17 protein-coding genes are annotated in these 23,951 nt (G+C 43.2%); 14 read left to right on the top strand and 3 right to left on the bottom strand.

The window, feature by feature from the left end:
* Window positions 1-21 precede the first annotated feature (21 nt).
* The gene (uvrA, locus tag J8Z24_RS15545; protein WP_147389515.1) at window positions 22-2,844 is read right to left on the bottom strand and encodes an excinuclease ABC subunit UvrA; all 2,823 of its coding nucleotides are present in this window, start codon (window positions 2,842-2,844) and stop codon (window positions 22-24) included.
* Window positions 2,845-3,024: 180 nt separating this feature from the next.
* Here uvrA and J8Z24_RS15540 point away from each other — a divergent pair, with 180 nt between their 5' ends.
* The 4 genes from J8Z24_RS15540 to J8Z24_RS15525 all read left to right on the top strand — a co-directional run bounded on the left by J8Z24_RS15540 (window position 3,025) and on the right by J8Z24_RS15525 (window position 7,891).
* Entirely contained in the window at window positions 3,025-3,771 is a 747-nt protein-coding gene (locus J8Z24_RS15540) for a substrate-binding periplasmic protein (protein ID WP_125251196.1), read from the top strand.
* Window positions 3,772-3,880: 109 nt separating this feature from the next.
* Window positions 3,881-5,248, top strand: a complete 1,368-nt coding sequence (locus tag J8Z24_RS15535; protein ID WP_176033128.1) for an MFS transporter — start codon at window positions 3,881-3,883, stop codon at window positions 5,246-5,248.
* 17 nt (window positions 5,249-5,265) lie between these two features.
* Entirely contained in the window at window positions 5,266-5,916 is a 651-nt protein-coding gene (gene ssb, locus J8Z24_RS15530) for a single-stranded DNA-binding protein (protein WP_125251194.1), read from the top strand.
* A gap of 502 nt (window positions 5,917-6,418) precedes the next feature.
* Window positions 6,419-7,891, top strand: coding sequence for an EAL domain-containing protein (locus J8Z24_RS15525; protein ID WP_252094951.1), 1,473 nt, complete (start codon window positions 6,419-6,421; stop codon window positions 7,889-7,891).
* A 72-nt stretch (window positions 7,892-7,963) separates the two neighbouring features.
* Here the strand turns inward: J8Z24_RS15525 and J8Z24_RS15520 are convergent, their stop codons facing one another.
* Entirely contained in the window at window positions 7,964-8,869 is a 906-nt protein-coding gene (locus tag J8Z24_RS15520) for a 1-aminocyclopropane-1-carboxylate deaminase/D-cysteine desulfhydrase (RefSeq protein ID WP_176033130.1), read from the bottom strand.
* Window positions 8,870-9,168: 299 nt separating this feature from the next.
* Between J8Z24_RS15520 and J8Z24_RS15515 the strand changes: the two genes are divergently transcribed.
* The 9 genes from J8Z24_RS15515 (at window position 9,169) to tldD (ending at window position 21,830) form a co-directional block, all read left to right on the top strand.
* A complete protein-coding gene (locus tag J8Z24_RS15515) occupies window positions 9,169-11,181 on the top strand; it encodes an SUMF1/EgtB/PvdO family nonheme iron enzyme (RefSeq protein WP_176033131.1) in 2,013 nt (670 codons plus the stop codon).
* A gap of 67 nt (window positions 11,182-11,248) precedes the next feature.
* The gene (locus tag J8Z24_RS15510; RefSeq protein ID WP_010376642.1) at window positions 11,249-12,292 is read left to right on the top strand and encodes a rod shape-determining protein; all 1,044 of its coding nucleotides are present in this window, start codon (window positions 11,249-11,251) and stop codon (window positions 12,290-12,292) included.
* Window positions 12,292-13,134, top strand: coding sequence for a rod shape-determining protein MreC (mreC, locus tag J8Z24_RS15505; RefSeq protein WP_128730842.1), 843 nt, complete (start codon window positions 12,292-12,294; stop codon window positions 13,132-13,134). Before J8Z24_RS15510 ends, mreC begins: the two co-directional genes overlap by 1 nt.
* Window positions 13,127-13,606: a rod shape-determining protein MreD gene (mreD, locus tag J8Z24_RS15500; protein ID WP_125251189.1), complete on the top strand. Its 480-nt coding sequence runs from the start codon at window positions 13,127-13,129 to the stop codon at window positions 13,604-13,606. The genes mreC and mreD overlap by 8 nt, the downstream gene beginning before the upstream one ends.
* Window positions 13,606-14,181 carry a Maf family protein gene (locus J8Z24_RS15495; RefSeq protein ID WP_147389362.1) on the top strand — a complete coding sequence of 192 codons (576 nt, stop codon included), beginning with the start codon at window positions 13,606-13,608 and terminating at the stop codon, window positions 14,179-14,181. Before mreD ends, J8Z24_RS15495 begins: the two co-directional genes overlap by 1 nt.
* Window positions 14,174-15,646, top strand: a complete 1,473-nt coding sequence (gene rng, locus J8Z24_RS15490) for a ribonuclease G (RefSeq protein ID WP_125251187.1) — start codon at window positions 14,174-14,176, stop codon at window positions 15,644-15,646. The genes J8Z24_RS15495 and rng overlap by 8 nt, the downstream gene beginning before the upstream one ends.
* A 13-nt stretch (window positions 15,647-15,659) precedes the next feature.
* Window positions 15,660-19,586, top strand: a complete 3,927-nt coding sequence (locus J8Z24_RS15485; RefSeq protein ID WP_252094950.1) for a YhdP family protein — start codon at window positions 15,660-15,662, stop codon at window positions 19,584-19,586.
* Window positions 19,579-20,394 carry a carbon-nitrogen hydrolase family protein gene (locus J8Z24_RS15480; RefSeq protein WP_252094949.1) on the top strand — a complete coding sequence of 272 codons (816 nt, stop codon included), beginning with the start codon at window positions 19,579-19,581 and terminating at the stop codon, window positions 20,392-20,394. The genes J8Z24_RS15485 and J8Z24_RS15480 overlap by 8 nt, the downstream gene beginning before the upstream one ends.
* Window positions 20,391-21,830, top strand: coding sequence for a metalloprotease TldD (tldD, locus tag J8Z24_RS15475; protein ID WP_128730845.1), 1,440 nt, complete (start codon window positions 20,391-20,393; stop codon window positions 21,828-21,830). Before J8Z24_RS15480 ends, tldD begins: the two co-directional genes overlap by 4 nt.
* A 67-nt stretch (window positions 21,831-21,897) precedes the next feature.
* Here the strand turns inward: tldD and yjgA are convergent, their stop codons facing one another.
* Complete coding sequence (gene yjgA / locus J8Z24_RS15470) at window positions 21,898-22,416, bottom strand: ribosome biogenesis factor YjgA (protein WP_125251183.1); 519 nt, start codon at window positions 22,414-22,416, stop codon at window positions 21,898-21,900.
* A gap of 137 nt (window positions 22,417-22,553) precedes the next feature.
* On the opposite strand from yjgA, the gene pmbA reads away from it, so the two are divergent.
* Window positions 22,554-23,903, top strand: coding sequence for a metalloprotease PmbA (gene pmbA, locus J8Z24_RS15465; RefSeq protein WP_176033134.1), 1,350 nt, complete (start codon window positions 22,554-22,556; stop codon window positions 23,901-23,903).
* Window positions 23,904-23,951: the final 48 nt, after the last annotated feature.

The raw sequence follows: 23,951 nt of genomic DNA, 5'->3' as shown, positions 1-23,951 counted from the left end.
AATAATAGAGATTTTTAGAAATTATGACAATAAAGGTTTTAGGTACTTTCCGGTATGAGAACCTGCAAAGTTTGCCACTGTCTCAGGCGTTCCGGATACCAATATTTGTCCGCCTCCAGCTCCTCCTTCAGGACCTAAATCTACAATCCAATCCGCGGTTTTGATGACATCTAGGTTATGCTCGATTACAAGTACTGTATTGCCATGGTCACGCAGACGGTGGAGCACGGCAAGTAGTTGTTGTATGTCATGAAAGTGCAACCCAGTTGTCGGCTCGTCGAGAATGTAGAGTGTTTTACCTGTATCTCGTTTTGATAACTCCCGCGCAAGCTTAACCCGCTGTGCTTCGCCTCCAGACAAAGTTGTTGCGGCTTGCCCTAAACGAATGTAAGAAAGGCCAACATCCATTAACGTTTGCAGTTTGCGGTTAATTGCTGGGATTTTATCAAAAAATGCTCTGGCATCTTCAACAGTCATCTCTAGTACTTCGTGGATGTTTTTACCTTTATAAAGCACCTCAAGTGTTTCACGGTTATAACGTTTGCCTGCACATACATCACAAGGTACATAAACATCCGGCAAAAAGTGCATTTCTACTTTAATGACACCATCGCCTTGGCAAGCTTCACAACGACCACCTTTGACATTGAAACTGAAGCGACCTACTTTGTAGCCACGTGAACGCGCTTCTTGGGTCGCTGCAAATAGTTCACGGATGGCGGTAAAAATACCGGTATAAGTTGCAGGGTTAGACCTTGGAGTACGGCCTATAGGGCTTTGATCAATATCGATGACTTTATCAAAATGCTCAAGACCCTGGATTGACTCGTAGGGGGCCGCTTCTTGGGTCGTTGCGCCATTCAATTCTTGGTGAGCAAGCTTAAATAGGGTGTCATTGATTAAAGTGGATTTACCTGAACCTGACACTCCCGTAATACAGGTCATTAAACCAACTGGAACGCTCAAGTTAACATTCTTAAGGTTATTGCCAGTTGCACCTTTCAACTCTAACCATTTGTCATCGCTGAGGTGTCGTTGCGCTGGTACTTCTATGCGTTTTTCACCACTGAGATATTGCCCAGTGAGTGAGTCTTTACTCTGCATTATGTCATCGCGATTACCCTCAGCGACAACATAGCCACCATGAACACCTGCACCTGGCCCAATATCAATGATATGGTCGGCTGCGCGGATAGCATCTTCGTCATGTTCAACAACGATAACAGTATTACCAAGATCTCTTAGATGAGTCAGCGTTTTGAGCAGACGGTCATTGTCGCGTTGATGTAGCCCAATGGAAGGTTCATCTAACACGTACATTACGCCAACAAGACCAGCTCCAATTTGGCTAGCAAGACGGATGCGCTGAGCTTCTCCGCCGGATAAAGTGTCTGCACTGCGCTCTAGTGATAAATAGTTCAAGCCAACATTGATCAAAAATGACAGTCGATCGCGAATTTCTTTCAATACTTTGTCTGCGATTTGGGCTTTTTGCCCACTAAGCGCCAGCTCAGTAAAAAACTGACTTGCTTCACCAATACTCATAGTTGTGATAGCGGGTAAGTTGGTCGCACCGATAAATACATGACGCGCCTCTTCTCGCAGTCGCGAACCATCACAGCTAGGGCAGGCTTGACTGGTTTGATATTTTGCAAGCTCTTCACGCACAGAACTAGACTCCGTTTCTCGATAACGGCGGTTCATATTGTTCAGTACACCTTCAAACTCGTGATTACGCGTGATCAAATCGCCTCTATCGTTGCGATATTTAAAAGCGATTTTGGTTTTTCCTGATCCTTCCAATACGACTTTTTGGAATTTACTAGGTAACTCTTTAAATGGAGTTTCAAGATCAAAACCGTATTGTTCTGCAACAGAGCTTAGCATTTGGAAATAATAAAAGCTGCGCTTATCCCATCCCTTGATTGCCCCGCCAGCTAAACTGAGCTCCGGATTTTGGACGACTCGTTTTGGATCAAAGTATTGCTTTACTCCTAAGCCATCACAGCTTTGACAAGCTCCGGCTGGGTTGTTGAAAGAAAAGAGTCGAGGCTCTAACTCGGTCATCGCGTAGCCACAGCTTGGACAAGCAAAATTAGCTGAAAAGACCAATTCTTCCGCTTGGTTGTCATCCATATAGGCAACTTGTGCGATGCCATCAGCTAGCTCCAGTGCCGTTTCAAAGGATTCTGCTAGGCGTTGTTCAAGTCCAGGCTTGACTTTAAAGCGATCGACTACAACTTCGATAGTGTGCTTTTTCTGAAGTTCAAGTGTTGGTGGATCTGATAAATCGCAGACTTCACCATCAATACGCGCCCGTATAAAACCTTGACTGGCAAGTTCCTCTAGTAGCTTGACATGCTCACCTTTACGATTTTTCACCACCGGTGCCAACAGCATTAATTTACTGTCTTGTGGCAATGCTAAAACAGTGTCTACCATTTGGCTGATAGTTTGCGCGGCTAAAGGCAAATTGTGAGTTGGGCATCTCGGCTCTCCTACACGAGCAAATAGCAACCTAAGATAATCGTATATCTCGGTAATTGTGCCGACCGTTGAGCGTGGGTTATGAGAGGTCGATTTTTGTTCAATAGAGATGGCTGGAGATAACCCCTCGATATGATCGACGTCGGGTTTTTCCATTAATGATAAAAACTGTCTCGCGTATGCCGATAATGACTCAACGTAGCGTCGCTGACCTTCCGCGTATAAAGTATCGAATGCTAACGACGACTTACCTGAACCTGAGAGACCTGTGATCACTATTAACTTGTCTCTAGGGATGGTGAGAGAAATGTCTTTTAAATTGTGGGTGCGGGCACCCCTGACTTCTATTTTATCCATACGACCCTTGTGTCTTCTCGTGTGCTGTAGTGAGTGAGCGATACTAATTCATCAAAATGAAATATGAACCAGTCATAACATGATGTGAAGTGAACAGATTACCGCATCCCGAATATAAAATTAAGTTATCTGTGCTAAACGAACTAAACTTATTAAACCGATCAGTCAGAGATCAGTACTTTGTATCGACTATTACTCTTATTCGCGCTGTTTTGTCAGGGTATTATGGCTTGTGAGCTGGTGGTAAGGTTTGAAAATTATGCGGCACAATCAAAATTGGATGAGGATTTAGTGTGGCATGGAATGGATGTGGATTTTGCTAAGGCTTTACTGGATGAAGCGGGTTGCCGTTATCGTTTTGTGAGTATTCCTTGGGGGCGGGCATTAAAGCTGCTAGAAGAAGGAGAAATAGATCTTATTTTAAGTGTTACCAAAACACCTTTGCGTGAACAGTATGCCTATTTTATTGGTCCTCAAAGAATGGAAACGATTGTATTTGCAATGAATGCACATGCGCCATATCAATTAGATTCATTAGAGTCGTTGTTCCACCTCTCAAAGCCAATTGCCATTCAACGTAACGCCTATTACGGTGAGGCATTTACTCAGCGGCTCAAACAACGTAAAGACAATGAAACACAATTCATCTTTGTTCCAGATAATCAAGTAAAACTTAATTTGCTGAAAAAGGGGCGTATTGCTGGTTTTTTGGAAGAGAAATTCAATATTCTATACCAGAGTCAAAACAACCCAGATTTTGAGATGTTTACAATAAACTCTCTGATTATCAACGAAGATCCAGTTTATTTTGCTTTCAGCAAAAAGCGCACTTCGATTGAGCGATTACAGCGCTTAACACAGGCATTTGAGCGCTTAAAGCGCAGTGGTAAATTAAATCAGATAACTGAAAAATATAGCGTAAACTGAGGTCTAACCGTGCTTTTCTATCACACACTTTATTCTGCTAATTAGTGTAAGTTAGCACTAGAGTTTGTTAAACTTGCGCGTGATTTTTGCTAGGGACGAATTCCGCCTTATGTCTACTGACTCTTTAAATCCGATAGAAAAGCGAGCCGCTATTTCTCTTGCTGGTGTATTTGCTTTTCGTATGCTTGGCTTGTTCATGTTGATGCCGGTATTGGCTATTTACGGTCAATCCCTAGAAGATGTGTCACCGTTATGGATAGGGTTAGCTATTGGTGCGTATGGTTTAACTCAAGCATTGTTGCAAATTCCCATGGGGTGGTTATCTGACAAGTTTGGTCGTAAACCTATTATCATTGCAGGCTTACTGGTATTTGCATTAGGTTCTATTATTGCTGCGTTAGCAGATAGTATTTATTGGGTCACACTTGGTCGTGCTTTACAGGGAATGGGGGCAATTGCAAGCGCGCTACTTGCCTTAGCTGCCGACCTGAGTCGTGATGAGCAGCGTCCTAAAGTAATGGCTGTTATTGGTATGTGCATAGGTATGAGTTTTGCTTTTGCTATGCTCTTAGGACCTATGGTTGCTGCTTCATTTGGTATTGCCGGGATCTTCTGGTTAACGACACTACTGGCGTTTGTCGGCATTGCCATTATTATTTTTATGGTACCTAACGCCGTTAATAAAGCGCCAAAAGGCGATACGGTCGCCAGTTTTTCAGATATTCGACGTCTGTTGCAACACTCACAGCTGCTGAGGCTTGATCTTGGTGTGCTTCTTCTACATCTAACCCTAACGACTATTTTTGTTGCTTTACCTGGTCAGTTAATTCGAGATGGATTAGCAGCTGACAAACATTGGCAACTTTATATCCCAGTTTTCTTGTTAGCCTTTTTATTAATGGCTCCGATGATGATAGTGGCTATCCGTAAACAAAAAGAGAAGCAAACCTTTTTACTGTCGATAGCAATGTTAGTAGTAAGCTCAGCTATTTTATATTGTTACGTTGATTCCTTATGGGTTATTGCAGGTGCGATGCTAATATATTTTATTGCATTCAATTTTCTTGAAGCAACGATGCCTGCGCTGGTTTCCCGTATTGCTCCTGCAAATCAAAAGGGCTCTGCGATGGGGATATTCTCCTCTGGACAATTTATGGGAGCCTTTATTGGTGGTGCACTTGGTGGAGTGTTGGCACAAAATTTTGCGATCGATACGATATTTGCCGCAACGGCTATTATTGGGGTAATATGGTTCGTTATCGCTTGGGGCATGCAAGTGCCACCAAAAAGCAAAACGATTAGTCTGGTTGCTGCTGTAGGTAGTGAACAGCAAGCATCGAAGTTAGCAGAACAGCTAGTTCTATTGCCAGGTGTGCTTGAAGCGACAGTCGTGAGTGACGAGAATCGTAGTTACTTGAAAGTAGACGATAAAGTTTTTGATTTGAAGCAAGCCAAGCAACTGCTAGGCTTGTCATAATGTGAGGAGACAATGCCATGGCACGTGGTGTTAATAAAGTAATTTTGGTAGGTAATCTGGGCCAAGATCCTGAAGTTCGCTATATGCCAAATGGTAATGGTGTGGCTAACATCAGCATCGCGACAACAGACAGCTGGAAGGATAAAAATACCGGTCAACTACAAGAGCGCACTGAGTGGCACAGAGTTGTACTATTTGGCAAGCTAGCAGAAGTGGCTGGTGAGTACCTGAGAAAAGGCTCACAAGTATACATCGAAGGGCGTTTGCAGACTCGTAAGTGGACAGATCAAAGCGGCCAAGAAAAGTATACAACAGAAATTGTTGTAGACATGGGTGGTCAAATGCAGATGTTGGGTGGCCGTGGTGAGCAGCAAGGCCAAGGCGGCGGTCAATACCAAGGTGGTCAGCAACAGCAAAATAACTATGGCCAACAAAGCTATAATCAAGCGCCACAACAACAGTATGCGCAGCCACAGCAGCAGTCAAACCAGCAACAAGGTGGCTTTGCACCTCAGCAATCGCAGCAGAATACACAACAATCTTCTGGCTTTGGTGGTCAATCGCAAGGTGGGTTTGCACCGCAACAGAATCAAAACCAGTCACAGTCAGGCGGTAGCTCAAACCCTATGGAGCCACCAATCGATTTTGATGATGATATTCCGTTCTAAAGAACATGTGAAATAGTGTAATTTTTTCTAACCCCAGCCTCGTGCTGGGGTTGTTGTAATTGATTTCCTCATAGGAACCTTTCCGTATAAATTGATATTGAACGCGACCACTTTTCTGACTTGTTCTCAGGTGCTTAGTTTATAGAGGTAATTTAATACCAATTTGACTTAATACTTGCTCAATTTGAAGGAGTAAATCTGACGCTAACAGCGTTAAAAATTTCTTATTTAGAACAACTAAATAGCAAAATTTTTGCCTGGTTATCGACAAGATTTTCTCGCCTCAAAATAGTCCACTTAATTAAGAAAATTGGTATAACCTTCAACCTTGCTTGAGTTTTGTGCAATTTTGAACAACACTTCAGTTATCTTTCAAACCAAATCAAGCCTTATGCCAAGTCAGCTGTTAGATGGATGTAGTAGTCAATACAGGAACAAGTTAATCGCGGTCAGCTTGGTTGTGTTGTTATGCTTAAATTTTCTAATTCAACACTTGCTGCACATGCAAATTCACAGCCAAGGAGAAGCGGCTGCTGCTGAAATAACTCAATTAACAGCCAGTAAAGTGGAACAGGATGCTGAGAGCATTGCGGCAAATCATGGTTTCAGCACTTTACCTCTGGCAAAGCACGAAGCTCACCGGTTTGTGGTTAACGAAAGGTCGGTTGTGCTCTATCATGAACCTGTCTGGGTCAGTCATGGTCACTTACTTATTTTTTTCAATTTGCTTTTTTTTGGTCTTGTTCTTTTCGTTCATCGCTGGTGGTTCTTATACGGTAAGCCTGAGCCCAAAGAAGATAACGATGAGCGCACATTGTTACCAATAAAATCTGAAGAAGGTTATGCGTTGTTTGCACTAGTACATTGGCAGTGTCATTCACCAAAAGAGGTTGATCTACAGCTACACTTTCAGCTTGCATTGGTTAAGGGGCTCAGTGAGTTTGGTACGGTGGCGGTAAAATACTTACCATCGGGTGCATTAGCGGTTACCGTAAAGCAGGTTGATACCAGTAAAGGCATGGAATTGGCGAAGCAGATGCATGAAATCGTTTTTAAAGTCATGTTAGCGTTTCGTGGTGACCTATCGCGTAGCAAAGTAAAGCTTGGGGCGTGTCTTTATCAAGAGAATAAGCAACAAACGCAAGTTTATCAGAGTGCAAAGTCTGCACTTGCGATTGCGCAAAATCAAGTGTGGCAACATACCCACTTAGTTCACCTGACAGAGTTACTCGCAAGAAGATTAAATGAAGATGGTGAAATGCTGCTCACTCATCTTAAAACAGGGCAATTTTCATTGTTTTTTCAGCCGCTGTTCGATTTTTTGGTGGAAGATGTCATTGTGAGCGAAGCCTTGTTAAGGGTCTCTCATAAGGAAATGGGACGCATTTCTGCAAAACAAGTGATGCAGCATCTATACACACCAGAGCAATTTCAATTTCTTGATAGGGCTATTGTTAAGCAAGTACTTTCGGTTTATCAACAAGAAAAGAGCTTTGGTAAGGTCAGTATAAATTTGCATATCAATAGCTGGCTAGATCAAACTTTTATTGATTGGTTAGAGCAGCAAATAGTCGCTGCCCATGGTGGCTCTGCAATCGGTTTTGAGCTTAGTATTGAAGATGTGCATTTACATGGAGAAAGATTGCTTCAAGCCTTTAGACGGCTCAAAGGCTTAGGTTGTGACCTTTACTTGGACAATGTAACACAAACGGTATCTCTGGCTTCTACCCCACTTATCAAACAGGTCAAAGCGATTAAGTTGAGTTATGAATTGGTGCATGAAATTGAGAAATCGGCTTATCGGAAACGAACCGTAAGGCAAATTGTTACACAAGCTAGAGGGTTAGGGATCCCTGTATACGCTGTGGGCATCGAAACACAAAGCGAGTTAAGTTGTATTAAAAGCTTAGGCGTTAAAGGCGCACAAGGACATTATTTTTCAGCGCCTCTGGAACAGCTTGCGGATATTCACTAACCCGATGTGGCGGTAGCAATAAATATCCTCACAACATATTGATTATGTACTTACACCACCGTGTCGCAAGGATTAACGGTGGTCCTGCTGCATGTAACGCATCCCATCAAGTCCTTGTAATCCACCTGTGTGGATAGCGGTGATCACACTGCCGCTATCAAAATAACCCTGCTGTGCCAAAGAGAATATAGCGAAAAATAGTTTGCCTGTATAAATAGGTTCCAAGGGGAGTGCGTACTTTTCCTTCATGTGAGCGCAAAATGAGAGTAATTCCGGTGTGGTTTTGGCATATCCGCCATGATGAAAGTCATGTAGAAGTCCCCAAGTATTAAAGCAATCGTTGGGTAGTAGCGCTTTTATTTCTTGTTCTAAGTATTGCGCGCCTTTTAACACGGTAACACCAAGTACTTGGGAACTTTTCGATGCAGCTATCAGGCCTGCGAGTGTGCCTCCGCTACCGACAGCTGTCATTATATAGTCACTCTGTGGTAGTGAAGTGGCAAGCTCTTGAATACCTTGTAAAGCAAAGTGGTTGCTTCCTCCTTCAGGTATAATAAAGGCATTTTCAAACTTGGCTTGCAACCGCAGTAAATAATCAGGATTCGACCTTTGTCTATACTCTATGCGACTGACGGGGTGTAGGGTTAGCCCACATGCGCTCGCCATTTTTAGTGTAGGGTTGTGATAGTCCAGTTCTGGACCTCTGACAATCAGGTGGCCTGCTATTCCAAATAGTTTACATGCCATACTCGTAGCGTATAAATGATTAGAAAAAGCACCGCCAAAGGTGATCAGCTCTTCAAGTCCGGATTTTTGTAGATGAAGTAAGTTATATTTCAACTTCCGCCATTTGTTTCCTTGAATTACTGGATGGATCAGGTCATCACGTTTCACTTGCAATGTAAGACCATATTTTTCCAGTATCGGATGATTGATGATTTGAATTGGCGATTCTTTAATATCTTTGATTGCTAACATGACGAGGTTGGTATGAACAGACACTGTGTTATGGTAAACAGCATCAACATTTCACTCCAGTGTTTGTTACTACTTTTTTAAGTGATGCGAAGATTGTCATGTTAAATGTGTAACGCAGCGTAATGAGAGAGAAAAATCGACAAAATCTCATCTAAAAACTGGCAAGACGCTGGTTAATAGTTGTAAACTCAGATATTAATTGTGCAAAGCTTGTGTTTTACTTTGTAAGTACATAGCATAGAGCCCTAACTATAAGAAATAACAAGACCAAACAACTGCCGCTGTTGGGAATGGAACATATGCGAATTGCTCCTTTAACTTTTATTGTCTCGGCCTCTATTCTGGCCATGAGTACTGTTGCTTCAAGCGCTATGGCGCAAGACACTGCGACGGTCACAGCCATTGAATCTGAGCTGTCTACTAAGCAAACTGAATTAGATAAATACTCGGTTGTGTTGGAAAAGCACTTAGCAGAAGAAACACGTCTACAATCTCAGCTTGAATTACTGCGCAAACGGTCTGGAGAGTTAGACAAAGAGAAAAATCAAGCATTGGATGCGATGAATGAGCTGTATAGAAGGTTGATTGACGATCCCTCTATTGATATTTCCGCAGCGCAGTCTCGTTATCAACAAGCGGTAGCAGATCACAAGCAAAACAAAGAAGATATTGCGATGCAAATAGCGGCAATTGCATCTCAACGAAAAGATATTGAGCAGGTTCGCATCACCAAACATACTTTGGTGAATACACTTGAAAACCTCAAGGATCAACTCGGTACTGCACGAGTTGAAAGGCTTCGCAACGAATTTACTCGCGAAGGTACATTAGAGATAGAGCATACGATTAATTGTAAACGCACAGAAACCTTGGCTGCTTGTGAACAGCGTGGTCAACAGATGGGTTTGCAAAAAGCAACGAAACGCTTTATTGACCAAATCTTTGCTAACTTGACAGAAAGCAGAGTGGTTGAGCCAAAACGCAATATGGCCGGAGCGCAGGTACACGTAGTTAGTAGTCATGTTGTAAATAGCGGGTTTAGTGGTCAAGGCAATTACAGCGTGAATTTAAGTGTGACGATGCGTGGCGATGTAAACAGCAGTCGTTTATGTAACTTGTTAAGCTTAGATAACCGTTATTGTGTTGAATATGGCACTCCACTGGCCGTCAATTACCAATCAAATTACACGGCAATATACAGCGACGACCAACTGACTTTTACAGATAAACAAAGCACGACGGTGGATGTGGCTACTATTGCTAAACAACCCATCGTGGAGACCCCCCTTGTAAAAAAGTCACAAACGGCTGATAAAACAGTCGAGCTGACATTACGGTCTAATGTTTACGATGACGAAGTATTCATCAACGGAGTGAGCTATGGTGCGACCAAAACGACGGTTGCTATCCCAACGGGCTTCTATGATGTTGAAATCAGAAAAATCGGTTACGAACCTTACAAAGCGCGAATTCATCTACAAGCAGCACAAACTATCAATGCAAAGTTAGTCAAAAAGCGTCAGTCAGTTACTCAGTTAGTCAGTAAAAAAACAGGAACTAACACTTCACCGGTTCAGTCTATTGCTCAGTCACCTACTGAAAATGAACTCGCGATTATTCCAGCTGGCACTTTCAAGATGGGAGACTTAACGGGTAATGGCTTGCCAAATGAGCGTCCAATTGTGGAAAAAGTGCTAAGCCACTCATATGCAATGCAAAGTACTGAAGTCACGGTTGCCGCCTTTCGGCGTTTTGCACAAAGCACGGGTTATAAAACGTTAGCTGAGCAGGGTAAAGGGTGCGCATTTTATAAAAACGGTGAACCTGTTTGGGAACTTGAATTTAACTGGCAAAACCCAGGCTATGAGCAATCAGATAATTTTCCCGTTGTCTGCGTTGCTTACGATGACGCTAAAGCGTACGCTAATTGGTTATCTGGTGAAAAAGGACAACAATATCGATTACCCAATGAAGTCGAGTGGGAATATGCTGCTCGCGCAGGTACAACTTCAGAGTACCCTTGGGGAAATGAAATTGGTAGAAATTTAGCAAATTGTGGCTGGTGCGGAAGTGAGTGGTCAAATAAAAGCCCAGCTCCAGTCAGTCAGTTTTCACCAAATAGTTACGGTCTGTATGACACAGTTGGAAATGTATGGGAGTGGACGCAGAAGCGTGCATCTCAACAGGATGTTACTGTACGTGGTGGTGCGTGGAATTTTGCTCCGAGCTTGGCAAGAGTATCAACTCGCTTAGCTTTAGCACCAGATTTTAGAGCGAATTATATAGGCTTTCGACTTGTTCGAGAGCGTTAAGTAGTAAATTAAGAGCAGCGATTAACGCTGCTTTGTTTGACAGAATTCTGAAAGGTCACCCAGCCTCATGTTTAAAAAATTACGCGGATTATTTTCTAACGATCTCTCTATCGACTTAGGGACAGCTAATACACTTATCTATGTAAAAGAAGAAGGCATAGTACTGAATGAACCGTCAGTCGTTGCTATTCGACAGGAGCGTGCCGGTGGACCAAAAAGTGTCGCATCTGTTGGTACTGCTGCAAAGCAAATGCTGGGTCGAACACCGGGTAATATAAAAGCCATTCGTCCAATGAAAGATGGTGTAATCGCTGACTTTTATGTGACAGAAAAGATGCTGCAGCATTTTATTAAGCAAGTACATAATAATAACTTTATGCGTCCTAGCCCACGCGTACTTATTTGTGTACCGTGTGGTGCAACTCAGGTTGAAAAGCGTGCTATCCGTGAGTCAGCAATGGGAGCAGGCGCGCGCGAAGTATACTTGATTGAGGAGCCGATGGCCGCGGCAATTGGTGCTGGTTTACCGGTATCTGAAGCCACAGGTTCAATGGTTGTCGACATTGGTGGCGGTACTACAGAAGTGGCGATTATCTCGCTAAATGGTGTCGTTTATTCTTCATCAGTACGTATCGGTGGTGATAAGTTTGATGAAGCTATTATCAACTATGTGCGTCGCAACTTTGGAAGTTTAATTGGTGAAGCAACGGCCGAGCATATTAAACATGAAATTGGCTCTGCCTTTAAGAGTGAAACGCCGATTGAAATCGAGGTTCGTGGCCGTAACCTTGCTGAAGGTGTGCCGCGTTCCTTTACCCTAAACTCGCATGAGATCCTAGAAGCGTTACAAGAGCCATTAATGGGGATTGTCAGTGCGGTTATGGTTGCTCTTGAGCAGTCCCCACCAGAGTTGGCATCTGATATTTCTGCTCATGGTATGGTGCTCACAGGCGGTGGTGCCTTGCTAAAAGATCTCGATCGCTTGCTAATGGAAGAGACCGGGATACCAGTTGTCGTTGCTGATGATCCATTGACTTGTGTCGCCAGAGGGGGAGGCAAAGCGCTAGAAATGATTGATATGCACGGTGGTGATGTTTTTAGCTACGACTGATGAATTTACTCTTTGGCCGAACCATCCCATTACAACTGCGACTTACTGTCGCAGTTGTGCTTAGTATTATTCTGATCATTGGCGATCGCTACACAGCTGGCGGCACGATGGTAAGAACGAGTTTGAATACGCTCGTGAGTCCTTTATTGTACGTTGCCAATATTCCATATGAAGCATTTAGTTTTGGGTTAAAGAGCCTAAATACGCGAGATAAATTACAACAAGAAAATCAGTTACTCAGAGAAAAACAACTGTTACAAAGTGAGCAACTGCAACAATTACAGTTTCTGCAAAAGGAAAACCAGGAACTACGTGCCTTACTGCGAGCTTCTGCTAGAGAAGGCAACCAAAGGCTTATTTCTCAGGTGTTGTCTGTACATTCAAATCCATACAGTCACCAGGTCGTAATCAATCGCGGCACTATTGATGGCATTAGTGAAGGCCAGGCTGTGATCGATGAAATGGGTATAGTCGGGCAACTTACCCAAGTTGGTACTACAACATCGCGTGTCTTGCTGATGACGGATACTACCCATGCAACACCGGTTAGGATCTTAAGAAATGACGTAAGAACAGTAGTAGAGGGAACCGGTAAAATAAACAGTGTACGCCTCGCGCATGTCCCCCATAGTATGGATATTCGAATTGGGGATATATTAGTGACATCAGGTTTAGGTGGGACATTTCCAGAGGGTTACCCTGTCGCAGTTGTGACTGAAATTGACCGTGATGAAGGGCTGCCATTTGCACAAGTGCAGGCTGAGCCTGTGGCACAACTTGATCGGATCCGATTGTTAGTGGTGCTAGGTAAGCGCAGGCAAGAGGCAATTAATAATGAGTAAAAATAGTGGTTTATTAATTGCGCTCAGCGTATTTGTAGCTCTGATCATGGCCTTGATGCCACTACCTTTTTCCCTAGAGCCATTTCGCCCTGATTGGGTTTTACTAGTGCTAATGTATTGGTCTTTGGCTGTACCGCACCGTGTTAATATTGGTTGGGCTTGGGTAACCGGATTAATCATTGATTTGGCTATGGGGGCACCACTTGGAGTAAACTCACTAACTTACTCAATTTGCATTTACATCACAGCCAGTAATTTTCAAAAAATTCGTAACTTCTCTATTTGGCAGCAGGCAGTATTAATTGGATTGTTTTTGGCTCTCTATCATTTGTTACAATTCTGGCTTAATCATTTCTTGCTTGATATCTACTTTAACCCGCATTATTTGTGGCCTGCAGTTACAGGCATGGTGTGCTGGTTGTGGATATTCCCGCTACTGAGAAAATACCGTAGACAGTTTAGGATCCGATAATGCCAACCAATTTATATCTCGCTTCGGCTTCTCCAAGACGCAGTGAATTGTTATCGCAACTAGGTTATGCCTTTGAGCAGTTTAGTATTGATGCTGACGAAAGCCCATTGGCTGGTGAAACCGCCATACAATTGGTTGAGCGGCTCGCGCGTTTAAAAGCGCAGTCGGGCGTCGCAAAAGGTTATACCGACAGACCTGTATTGGGCAGTGATACTGTTGTGGTGATTGATGGCGAGGCACTTGGAAAACCTCGTGATAAAGCTGATTTTATCAGCATGATGCGACGCCTATCAGGCAATACTCATCAGGTAATGACCGCAATCGCACTTGCTGATCCTAATAAAGTATTGAGTCAGGTAGTGACAACGGATGTGACCTTTAAGGAATTAGATGACACTGAAATTGAAGCATATTGGCAGACCAAAGAGCCGCAAGATAAAGCGGGTGGTTATGGGATCCAGGGGCTAGGCGGGCGCTTTGTTACTGAGATCCAAGGTAGCTATTTTGCAGTTGTGGGCTTACCTTTATATGAGACGGATGAATTAATACAACGGTTTTTAAATAATTATGAGTAGCGAACTACTAATTAACGTCACCCCCAGTGAAAGTCGTGTAGCCTTAATAGAAAATGGTGTGCTGCAAGAGGTACAGGTTGAGCGCATCGGCAACTTGGGAATAGTTGGCAATATCTATCTTGGAAAAGTGAGCCGAGTGTTGCCCGGTATGCAAGCTGCGTTTGTTGATATTGGTTTGGAGAAAGCTGCGTTTTTACATGCTTCTGATATTGTCAACAGTGCTTCTATCGAAGAAGGAGTTGCAGATTCACCAGTTAAAAAAGTACAAGATATTCGCGAACTGGTAAAGCAAGGGCAATTTATCATGGTGCAAGTGGTGAAAGATCCGCTGGGTACTAAAGGCGCTAGGCTAACCACAGATATCACCATTCCGTCTCGTTATTTAGTATTTATGCCAGATGCGACACATGTCGGTGTGAGCCAGCGTATTGAAACAGAACAAGAACGAGATAGATTAAAAGAAATCGTTGCTCAATATAATGATGAAAATGGCGGTTTTATTGTTCGCACCGCTGCCGAAGGTGCTTCAGAAGCAGAACTAAAACACGATGCGGAATTTCTGAAAAAGTTATGGCAGAAGATAGTGACGCGCCGCCGCAAAACCAGTAAAGCAAGGATCTTGCACGAAGATCTGACTTTGGCATTTAGAACATTGCGTGATTATGTCGGTGAGGACATGGAGCGCATCCGTGTTGACTCAAAGTTGACCTATCAAGAGTTAAAATTATTTACCGAAGAGTTTGTTCCACAGCTGGCAAGCGCACTGGAATACTATCCTGGTGAGCGCCCCATTTTTGACTTATTTGATGTCGAATCTGAAATACAAAAAGCACTACATCGCAAGGTAGAATTAAAGTCAGGCGGCTACTTGATCATAGATCAAACTGAGGCGATGACAACGGTTGATGTCAACACTGGAGCGTTTGTTGGCCACCGTAACTTAGAAGAAACCATTTTTAATACCAATGTTGAAGCGACTTCTGCTATTGCAAGGCAACTCAGGCTCAGAAACCTTGGTGGTATCATCATTATTGACTTCATCGACATGGTATCGGATGAGCATAAACGCCGCGTATTGCACTCTTTAGAAACTGCGTTGTCCAAAGACCGAGCAAAAGCCAATATTAATGGACTTTCTGCGCTAGGGCTTGTTGAGATGACGCGAAAACGCACGCGTGAAAGCTTGGAGCACATTCTTTGTGATGTATGTCCATCTTGCTCTGGGCGAGGATCGTTAAAGACAGTTGAAACCGTATGCTATGAAATTTTACGTGAAATAGTCCGTGTTAATCGAGCGTATGACGCTGATAAGTTCATGGTGTATGCCTCTCCTGCAGTGAGTGAGGCTTTGATTAATGATGAGTACCATAACTTGGCTGAGCTTGAACTATTTATAGGTAAACAGGTCAGTATTCAAACTGAGAGCTTATACAGCCAAGAACAGTTTGATGTAGTAATGATGTAAAAGGTAGTGGTACATGCAGGCTAAGGCCGTTTGTTTTTTCTGCCTGCGCAAAGCATGGCAAATTTTTGCGATCACTTTAGTGACACTTGCGGTGCTGGTGTCTGCGTTAAAGTATGCCTTGCCCTATGCAAATGATTATAAAAGTAACATCGAAGCGCTTATCCAAAAGCAGCTCAATGTTGACATCAGTATAGGACAAATTAGTGCAAGCTGGGAGGGTAATGGCCCAGCTTTAGTGCTGGAATCACTCTCTTTTAAAGATAACCAGAATTCGCCTATTTCCATTAATATTGCGAAAACTTCATTACAGCTGAATGTGTTTGAGTCTGTGCGGCAGATGCAAATCGCATCTAATTACTTTGTGTTGGAAGGTTTTGAAGCTGATATTGACCTTCGCAAGCTCAGTAATACCCAAGAGCAAAATGAATTTGAGCAGCAAGCACTGCTTGAAAGTCTGTTTTTGGGAGATGTGGGGCACTTTGCTGTGCAAAGCAGTCGCCTTAACATTACCTTTGCCAGTGGTAAAACACATCGCTTACTGCTTAAAGACCTGGTATGGCAAAACTCCAGCGCGTTGCATGAAGGGATAGGGGAAATTGCATTACCGGGGTTTTCGCAGGGACAGTTCAATGCTCGCATATCTTTATCCGGAAGAAAGCTAAGTGAACTGGCGGGCGATATTTATGTGTCTGCTGACAAAGTAGATCCTGTTGACTGGTTAGAAGAACTTGTGACGTTAACCTATCCCAACCTCAGTGCAGACATTAATGCGCAACTATGGCTTGGGTTTGAACAGGGCGAGCTGCAAGACATCACGGTAGACATTAAACCAAGTGCGTTGACATGGGTTGAGGATGAGCGTGAGCGCACGCTGGTATTAGATGACGCACAATTTCTACTCACCCCCGATTCTGAAGGCCTGTGGATCCAAAGTAGTGGTATTCAGTTTACGCATAACCAAAAAGCACTCGAACCAATCCAGCTTGAAGCAAAATGGCTTAAGCACAATAAAACGTTTTGGCTCGAAAATATCAACGCTAGTTTACTGGCGGAGTTGGCCCAACTGGCGCAGTTTCCTGGGCGGGACTTACTTTATGGTATGAATCCTAATGGCCAACTGAGTGCGGCTAAGTTCAGTATTAGCGATGACGCTTCATGGTCAGCATGGGGGGTCGTTGAAAATATTGCAGTGGAACCGTATCAAGGGATCCCAGGTATTTATGGCGCACGATTAGAAGTTGTGGCGTTGGATAATCAAGTTAGGTTAAATGTTAGTGTTGATCAAAGTGAGCTTTTATCAAAAGAAACCTTTAAGAATAATATTGAAATTCAACAGTTAAGTGGTGATATTTTCATCCGAGAACAACAGCTAAGAGGGTGGCAAGTTTCTAGCCCTAATTTTTGGATAAGTAATCAAGACGTGGCGTTAGCTGCGGAGTTTTCATTACAATTAAATGACGATCCTACTTTAGACTTATATGCAGAGTTATCGGGTGGGCGAGGTGAGATAGCGTCTCGATATTATCCGGTAAGTATCATGCGTAAAAGCCTAGTCGACTATCTAGAATCAGGTATACAGGGCGGTCAGCATTTACAAACCCAAGTGTTACTTAATGGTCCTCTCTCGCATTTCCCGTTTGCTGATAAGCAAGGCCAGTTTGAAGTTAAATCACGTTTGAATGAAGTTAAATTTAACTTTGCACCCGGTTGGCCAAGCGTAACGTCTGGCGATGTTACTTTACACTTTGCAAATGAAAGAATGGATATTTATGTACATCGTGGTGAACTGGTTAATCAGACAGTTGATCAAGGTGTGGTGGTTAGCATTGAAGATCTCAATCAAGCAGATGTACTCACTGTAGATATTCTTCACAACACTGAAGCCAGTACATTACAACCTTTCTTCAGTGCAACGCCAATTGCTGATCCGCTCGAAAATATATTAGAAATTGTTCAGGCAAAAGGGAACACGACAGGAGAAGTGCTTCTCACTGTGGATTTACATGATGGCGCTGTGCGTGCTCAAGGCGATGTTTATCTTAAAGATAATTCGGTTTTTTTAGCAAAACCAGGTATGCAGTTGGAGAAGGTAAATGGCATCATCGCATTCGATGATGACAATATTCAGGTGAATGAGTTAACTGCGACTTGGCTTGATATGCCACTGTCTATGAATTTATCCGGCTCAGGTAACAAGCAAAGTTATCAAGTGAGTAGCAAGATTGGCTTACAAGCTGGAATCACCCAACTAACACCCTATGCAAATGGCATTATTGATGGCTATTTTGAGGGGATTAGCATGCTCAATACTAAGTTAACACTCAACTTTGCTGACTCTGGCTTCAACTACAAAGCAACGTTTGATAGTGATCTACGTGGTATAACTAGTTATTTACCTGATCAGTTTGCTAAACCAGCACATCAAACCAAACTACTAAGTGGTACGGTGCTAGGTGATGATATTTCTAACCTGATCACGGCAAGACTAGACAGTCAATTGTATTTTAATGGCATCATAGATAACAGCACGGGGACCATGCGCAATGCGCATCTGATAATCGGAAGTAAAGACGAAGGCTTAAATAGCGAAGGGTTTGATATTACGATAAAACAACAAGAGATCGAACTGCTTCCTTGGTTACCTTTGATTGACCGTATTGTTTCGGTACCAAGTAGTGATACCGACAGCGCATTTTTGCCTGCATTGAATCAGGTTAGTGGGACGTTTTCAAAAGTAACTTTTTCGGATATTCCATTTTACGATGTTGATTTTGCAATGACGCCTTTAAATGGCGCTATGCAGCTTAAAATCAATAGTAAAGAAATGCGCACTCAGGTAGCAATACCAAGGTCTAGTTCTAGCCGACCGATACACATTAATAGTGACTATTTACGACTTAATTTGCCCAAAGAGGCGTCATCACAGCAAGGTTTACCCGCAGAGATTGATTCTCTTGACTGGTTACTCGAATTGCCTGCCACTGAATTTGTATGTGCCGACTGTAAGGTTGATGACTATCAATTAGACAAGGTGAACCTTTCTTTATTTGGTGACGGTAACAAGCTGATTATTTCCGAGTTAGTTATTGATAAAAAAGAACATAAATTAAATGCCAGTGGCCGGTTTGAACAAGGGAAAACGAGCCTAACGGGCGTACTTGCCAGTGATGATTTTGGGGAATTAATGGATGAATTTGATATTACATCTACTATCAAAGACTCTCGCGCCAATATAGAGTTTGCTATGGACTGGCAAGGTGCGCCCTATGATTTGGACATGCCAAGTCTTGCTGGAACCGTAACATGGCGCTTAGGGGAAGGGCATTTGGCAGAGATAAGCGATAAAGGGACGCGGGTATTTTCATTATTGAGTTTAGATTCGTTGATTAGAAAACTGCGCCTTGACTTCAGAGACGTGTTCTCCAAAGGTTTTTTTTACAATGGTATGAGTGGCTCAGTACACTTAAATAATGGTGTAGCAGTCACTGAAGACACTAAATTAGATGGCGTACCAGCAGATTTAGCTATACGGGGTTATACTGATCTCAATACGTACGAAATTAATTATGATTTGGCTGTAGCACCCCAAGTCACCTCCAGTTTACCTGTGATAATGGCGTGGGCGGTGAATCCCGTTACTGGGTTGGCGGCATTGGCACTAGACAAAGTGATCCACTCTGCACGGGTTATCTCTGAAATAAACTTTAAGATCACCGGCACGATGCAAGAACCCATAGTGACAGAGGTTGATCGTAAGAGTAAAGAGGTCGAGTTACCGACGCCTATTATTCCGGTAAGTGAGCAATTACCAGACGACGAAACAATAAAAAGTGACAACCAGAACGAAGCAACTGAGCCCCCAGTTCAAAGTGGGGATGCTACACTTAAACAAGAAAAGCAGTCCATAGAGCCGCAAAATAAGGAAGGTGGCAATGGCTAAAGTCATCGCATTACCGATGTGCTCGGCACAGACCGCAGAGGTAAACCTAGCTTATCTGCGTCGTCAGTTAGCTTTGTTGGTCATTGAGGAAGAAACTTTAGTTTGCTTGCCTGAAAGCTGGCTGGCATTTTGTGAGAATGCGCAGCAAGCTTGGGAAGGTGCACATCACAGTGAGCAGTACCTTACAGAGCTATCAGCTCTTTGTCGTCAATATGGCATTTGGCTTGCTGCTGGCACTATTGCAACACTGGGTGTTGATGAAAAGTACTTGGCAGCCAGCTATTTATTTAACTCGTGTGGAGAGATAGTAGCACGCTACAATAAGATCCACCTATTTGATGCCAATATAAGTGACAAGACTAAACAATACCGAGAGTCTGAGCGAACCCTTCCTGGACAGGAGATAGTGGTTGCTGACAGTCCATTCGGTAAAATTGGCTTCAGTGTATGTTATGACTTACGCTTTGCAAGCTTATATCAAGCGATGAGAGTATTAGACGCTGAGCTATTTTTAGTTCCTAGTGCGTTTACTTGTGCAACAGGGGCAGCGCATTGGCAGCCCTTGTTACAAGCAAGAGCAATTGAAAATCAGTGCTATGTGGTAGCGGCTGCACAGTCTGGTAACCATGAAAATGGTAGAGAAACATACGGTCATAGCTTAATCGTATCACCTTGGGGTGAGATTTTGGCAGACACAAAGACGAGTTTGGAGCCCATCTCCCAAAAGATTGATAGAGCACTTCTTGATTCTATCCGAAGAAACATGCCGGTAATGGATCACAACCGATTTAAAAGTGAGTTTTTATGAGTAATGTAGAGCAAAATTTACTGACCAATAGCCAGCTGACGAGAGAGCAACTTACACAAACGCTTGATTATATTCACCAGCACAAAGTAAATTATGCCGATTTATACTTTCAATCGAGTCACCACGAAACCTGGGTACTTGAAGACGGTATAGTCAAAGATGGTAGCTACAATATTGAGCGTGGCGTTGGTGTGCGTGCCGTCAGTGGTGAAAAAACGGGTTTTAGTTATTCAGATGCCATCAATATTGAAGCATTAAATAAAGCGGCTGAGGCTGCGCGTAGTATTGCACAAACTGGTGAAAGTCATAAAGTGCAAGTATTTAGCGATGTATCAGCACCAATCCAATTCCAACCAGCACAACCTATTACTAGCATGGCTGATGCTGATAAGGTGTCTCTGTTAAGAGAAATGGAGCAATGTATCCGTGACTTAGCACCAGAAGCACAACAAGTCGTTAGCTCATTATCCGCGGTATATGAAGAGGTATTAATTGCTGCGAGTGACGGTACATTTGCGACCGATATTCGTCCATTAATTCGCTTAAATTGCTCAGTACTATTAGAGAAAAATGGTCGCCGTGAACGCGGCAGTGCTGGAGGTGGTGCGCGTTTAGATTATGGCTACTTTAAGGAATTGGTAGATGGTGAACCTAGATGGATGCAGTTTGCAAAAGAAGCGGTAAGGCAAGCTCAAATTAATCTTGAAGCCATTGATGCTCCGGCAGGCACTATGCCTGTCGTCCTCGGTTCTGGTTGGCCTGGAGTTTTGTTGCATGAGGCTGTTGGACACGGCTTAGAAGGTGACTTTAACCGTAAAGGTGCATCAGCATTTAGCGGCCGTATTGGTGAACAAGTTGCTTCTAGCTTATGTACTGTGGTTGACGATGGTACGCTTGCTAATCGCAGAGGCTCTTTAAATATAGATGATGAAGGGACTCCAGCAGCTTACAATGTCCTGATTGAAAACGGTATTTTAAAAGGCTACATGCAGGACAAGCAAAATGCGAGCTTGATGGGAGTTGCGCCAACAGGTAATGCTCGTCGCGAGTCATATGCGCATCTACCTATGCCGAGAATGACAAATACCTACATGTTAGCGGGAGAGCATACGCAAGAGGAAATCATCCGCAGCGTTGATAAAGGCATATTTGCTAATAATTTTGGTGGCGGTCAGGTCGACATTACGTCTGGTAAGTTTGTATTTTCAGCTTCAGAAGCCTACCTAATCGAAAATGGCAAGATCACCCAACCGATTAAAGGAGCCACTTTGATTGGCAATGGCCCTGAAGTGATGAAAAAAGTTTCTATGGTTGGTAATGATTTATCGTTAGATAGAGGTGTTGGTGTGTGTGGTAAAGATGGCCAAAGCGTTCCTGTTGGTGTTGGTCAGCCAAGCTTGAAAATTGATGAGCTAACAGTGGGTGGCACCGCTTAATACTATTTTGTAGACAATAAAAAGGCGCTGATGCGCCTTTTTGTCCTTATTCATTGGCCCGGGTGAGCTATGGCATAATCACTTCTTTTAAATATTGAAATAGCTCTCTGTACGCTTTACCAGGTTTCTCTGCCTTTAACTCTTTGCTTGCTTGGCGTGCCATTTGGCGCATTTTTTGGCGCTCAAGTTCAGGGTACTCTAGCAATAATTCGTTAATTTTACTGTCACCCTTGGCAATAACATCATCTCGAATATGCTCAATTTTATTGAGCAAAACGTCTGCTTGGTTGTTCTTATTAAGGAGTAAATCCATTGCCGCTTGAATATCATCAATGTTTGCAGTGGTACGTAACGTTTTCGAGATATAATTCATGTGACGGCGATAAGCATCTGTTTTGGCTCGGATCTTATCAGCAACGGCCATTGCTTCTTTGAGCTCATCGGTTAAAGGGAGCTTCTCACGCTGTTTTTTACCCAGCCCTGCAATCTCACAGCCAAGCTCGTGTAATTCCTGCGCCTCACGTTTTAGCTCACTTTTGGAAACGTAAATAATCTCTTCTTCAGTCGGTTGCTCGTGTTTAGCCATTGCTCTTGTCTATACTTTGAATAATTAAGGTCTCTAACCCTAGAGTATACCACAATTGATCACTACAATAGTGAGTAGCTGTGTTAGCATATTAACTTAATCAGCTTTAGTCAGATGAGCAAGCGGACAAGGTATCTATGACTCAACCTCAACAACACCCAATATTTAGCCAAATTGATGATGTAAAAAATGCTGTTGCTGAAGTACTTGCACAGGCAAAAAAACTAGGAGCAACCTCCGCTGAGGCTGCAATGTCAAGTACCTCAGGGTTATCTGTAAGTACGCGTATGGGAGAGGTTGAAACCATTGAATTTAACCAAGATGGTGGGCTGGGGATAAGTGTATATGTTGGCAACCACAAAGGTTCTGCATCGACAGCTGATCTTAGCCCTAAGGCATTGCGCTCGGTTGTAGAAAAGGCAATCGATATCGCCAAGTTTACATCGGATGATCCTTGTAATGGGGTCGCAGATGAGGCGCTATTGGAAATGTCTCCTCCTGAACTAGATCTATTTCACCCGTGGGAAGTTTCTCCGGATGAAGCCATAGAGCAGTGTATCGCGGCGGAAAAAGCAGCGCTTGACTACGACCCCAGAATAGTTAACTCGGATGGTGCGAGTTTATCCAGTCACCAAGGGATCCGAGTGTATGGTAATAGTCATGGACTGATCGCGGGCTTTCCACGAACAAGACACAGTTTAAGCACTATGGTAATAGGGAAAGAAGCAGAGCAAATGCAAAGAGACTCTGCGTTTACGCTTTCCCGCGTACATACTGAGCTTAAATCTGCTAATGCTGTTGGACTTGAAGCGGCTCAGTCGACGTTAGCGAAGCTAGGTAGTCAAAAGCTATCTACACGCAAAGTGCCTGTGATTTTCCGCGCTGATATTGCCAATAGCTTATTTGGACACTTAGTGTCAGCCATTGGTGGTGGCGCTTTGTATCGAAAATCAAGTTTCTTAATGGACTCTTTAGATACTCAAATTTTTAATACTTGTGTCAATATCGAAGAGAAGCCTCATTTGCTGCAAGGGTTAGCATCAAGCCCATTTGATAGTGAAGGAGTGAAAACAATAGATCGTGAAATTATCACAGACGGTGTACTGAATACTTACTTATTGGCAAGTTATGCGGCGCGCAGGATGAATATGCAAGCTACAGGGCATGCTGGTGGTATACATAATTGGCTAGTAAAACCTACCCATGATGACTTGAGCGCTTTACTGGCGACTATGGGCACAGGTTTACTGGTAACCGAGTTGATGGGACAGGGGGTCAATACGGTAACTGGTGACTACTCAAGAGGTGCAGCAGGGTTTTGGGTAGAAAATGGTGTGATACAGTATCCTGTCAGTGAAATCACGATTGCAGGTAATCTAAAAGACATGTTTGCCAACATTGAAGGGTTAGGTGGTGATATCGAATGTCGAGGCGCGGTACAAACTGGTTCGGTGCTACTCAATAGCATGCAGATTGCAGGAGAATAACACTGCACCCTATTAAGTAATGCTGGCGGTATTGCCAGCATTATCTGT

The sequence above is a fragment of the Pseudoalteromonas sp. SCSIO 43201 genome (assembly GCF_023716725.1).
Classification (GTDB): Bacteria; Pseudomonadota; Gammaproteobacteria; order Enterobacterales; family Alteromonadaceae; genus Pseudoalteromonas; species Pseudoalteromonas peptidolytica.
Note: the sequence above shows the minus strand (reverse complement) of the source record. Positions and strands in the feature narration are given on the sequence as shown.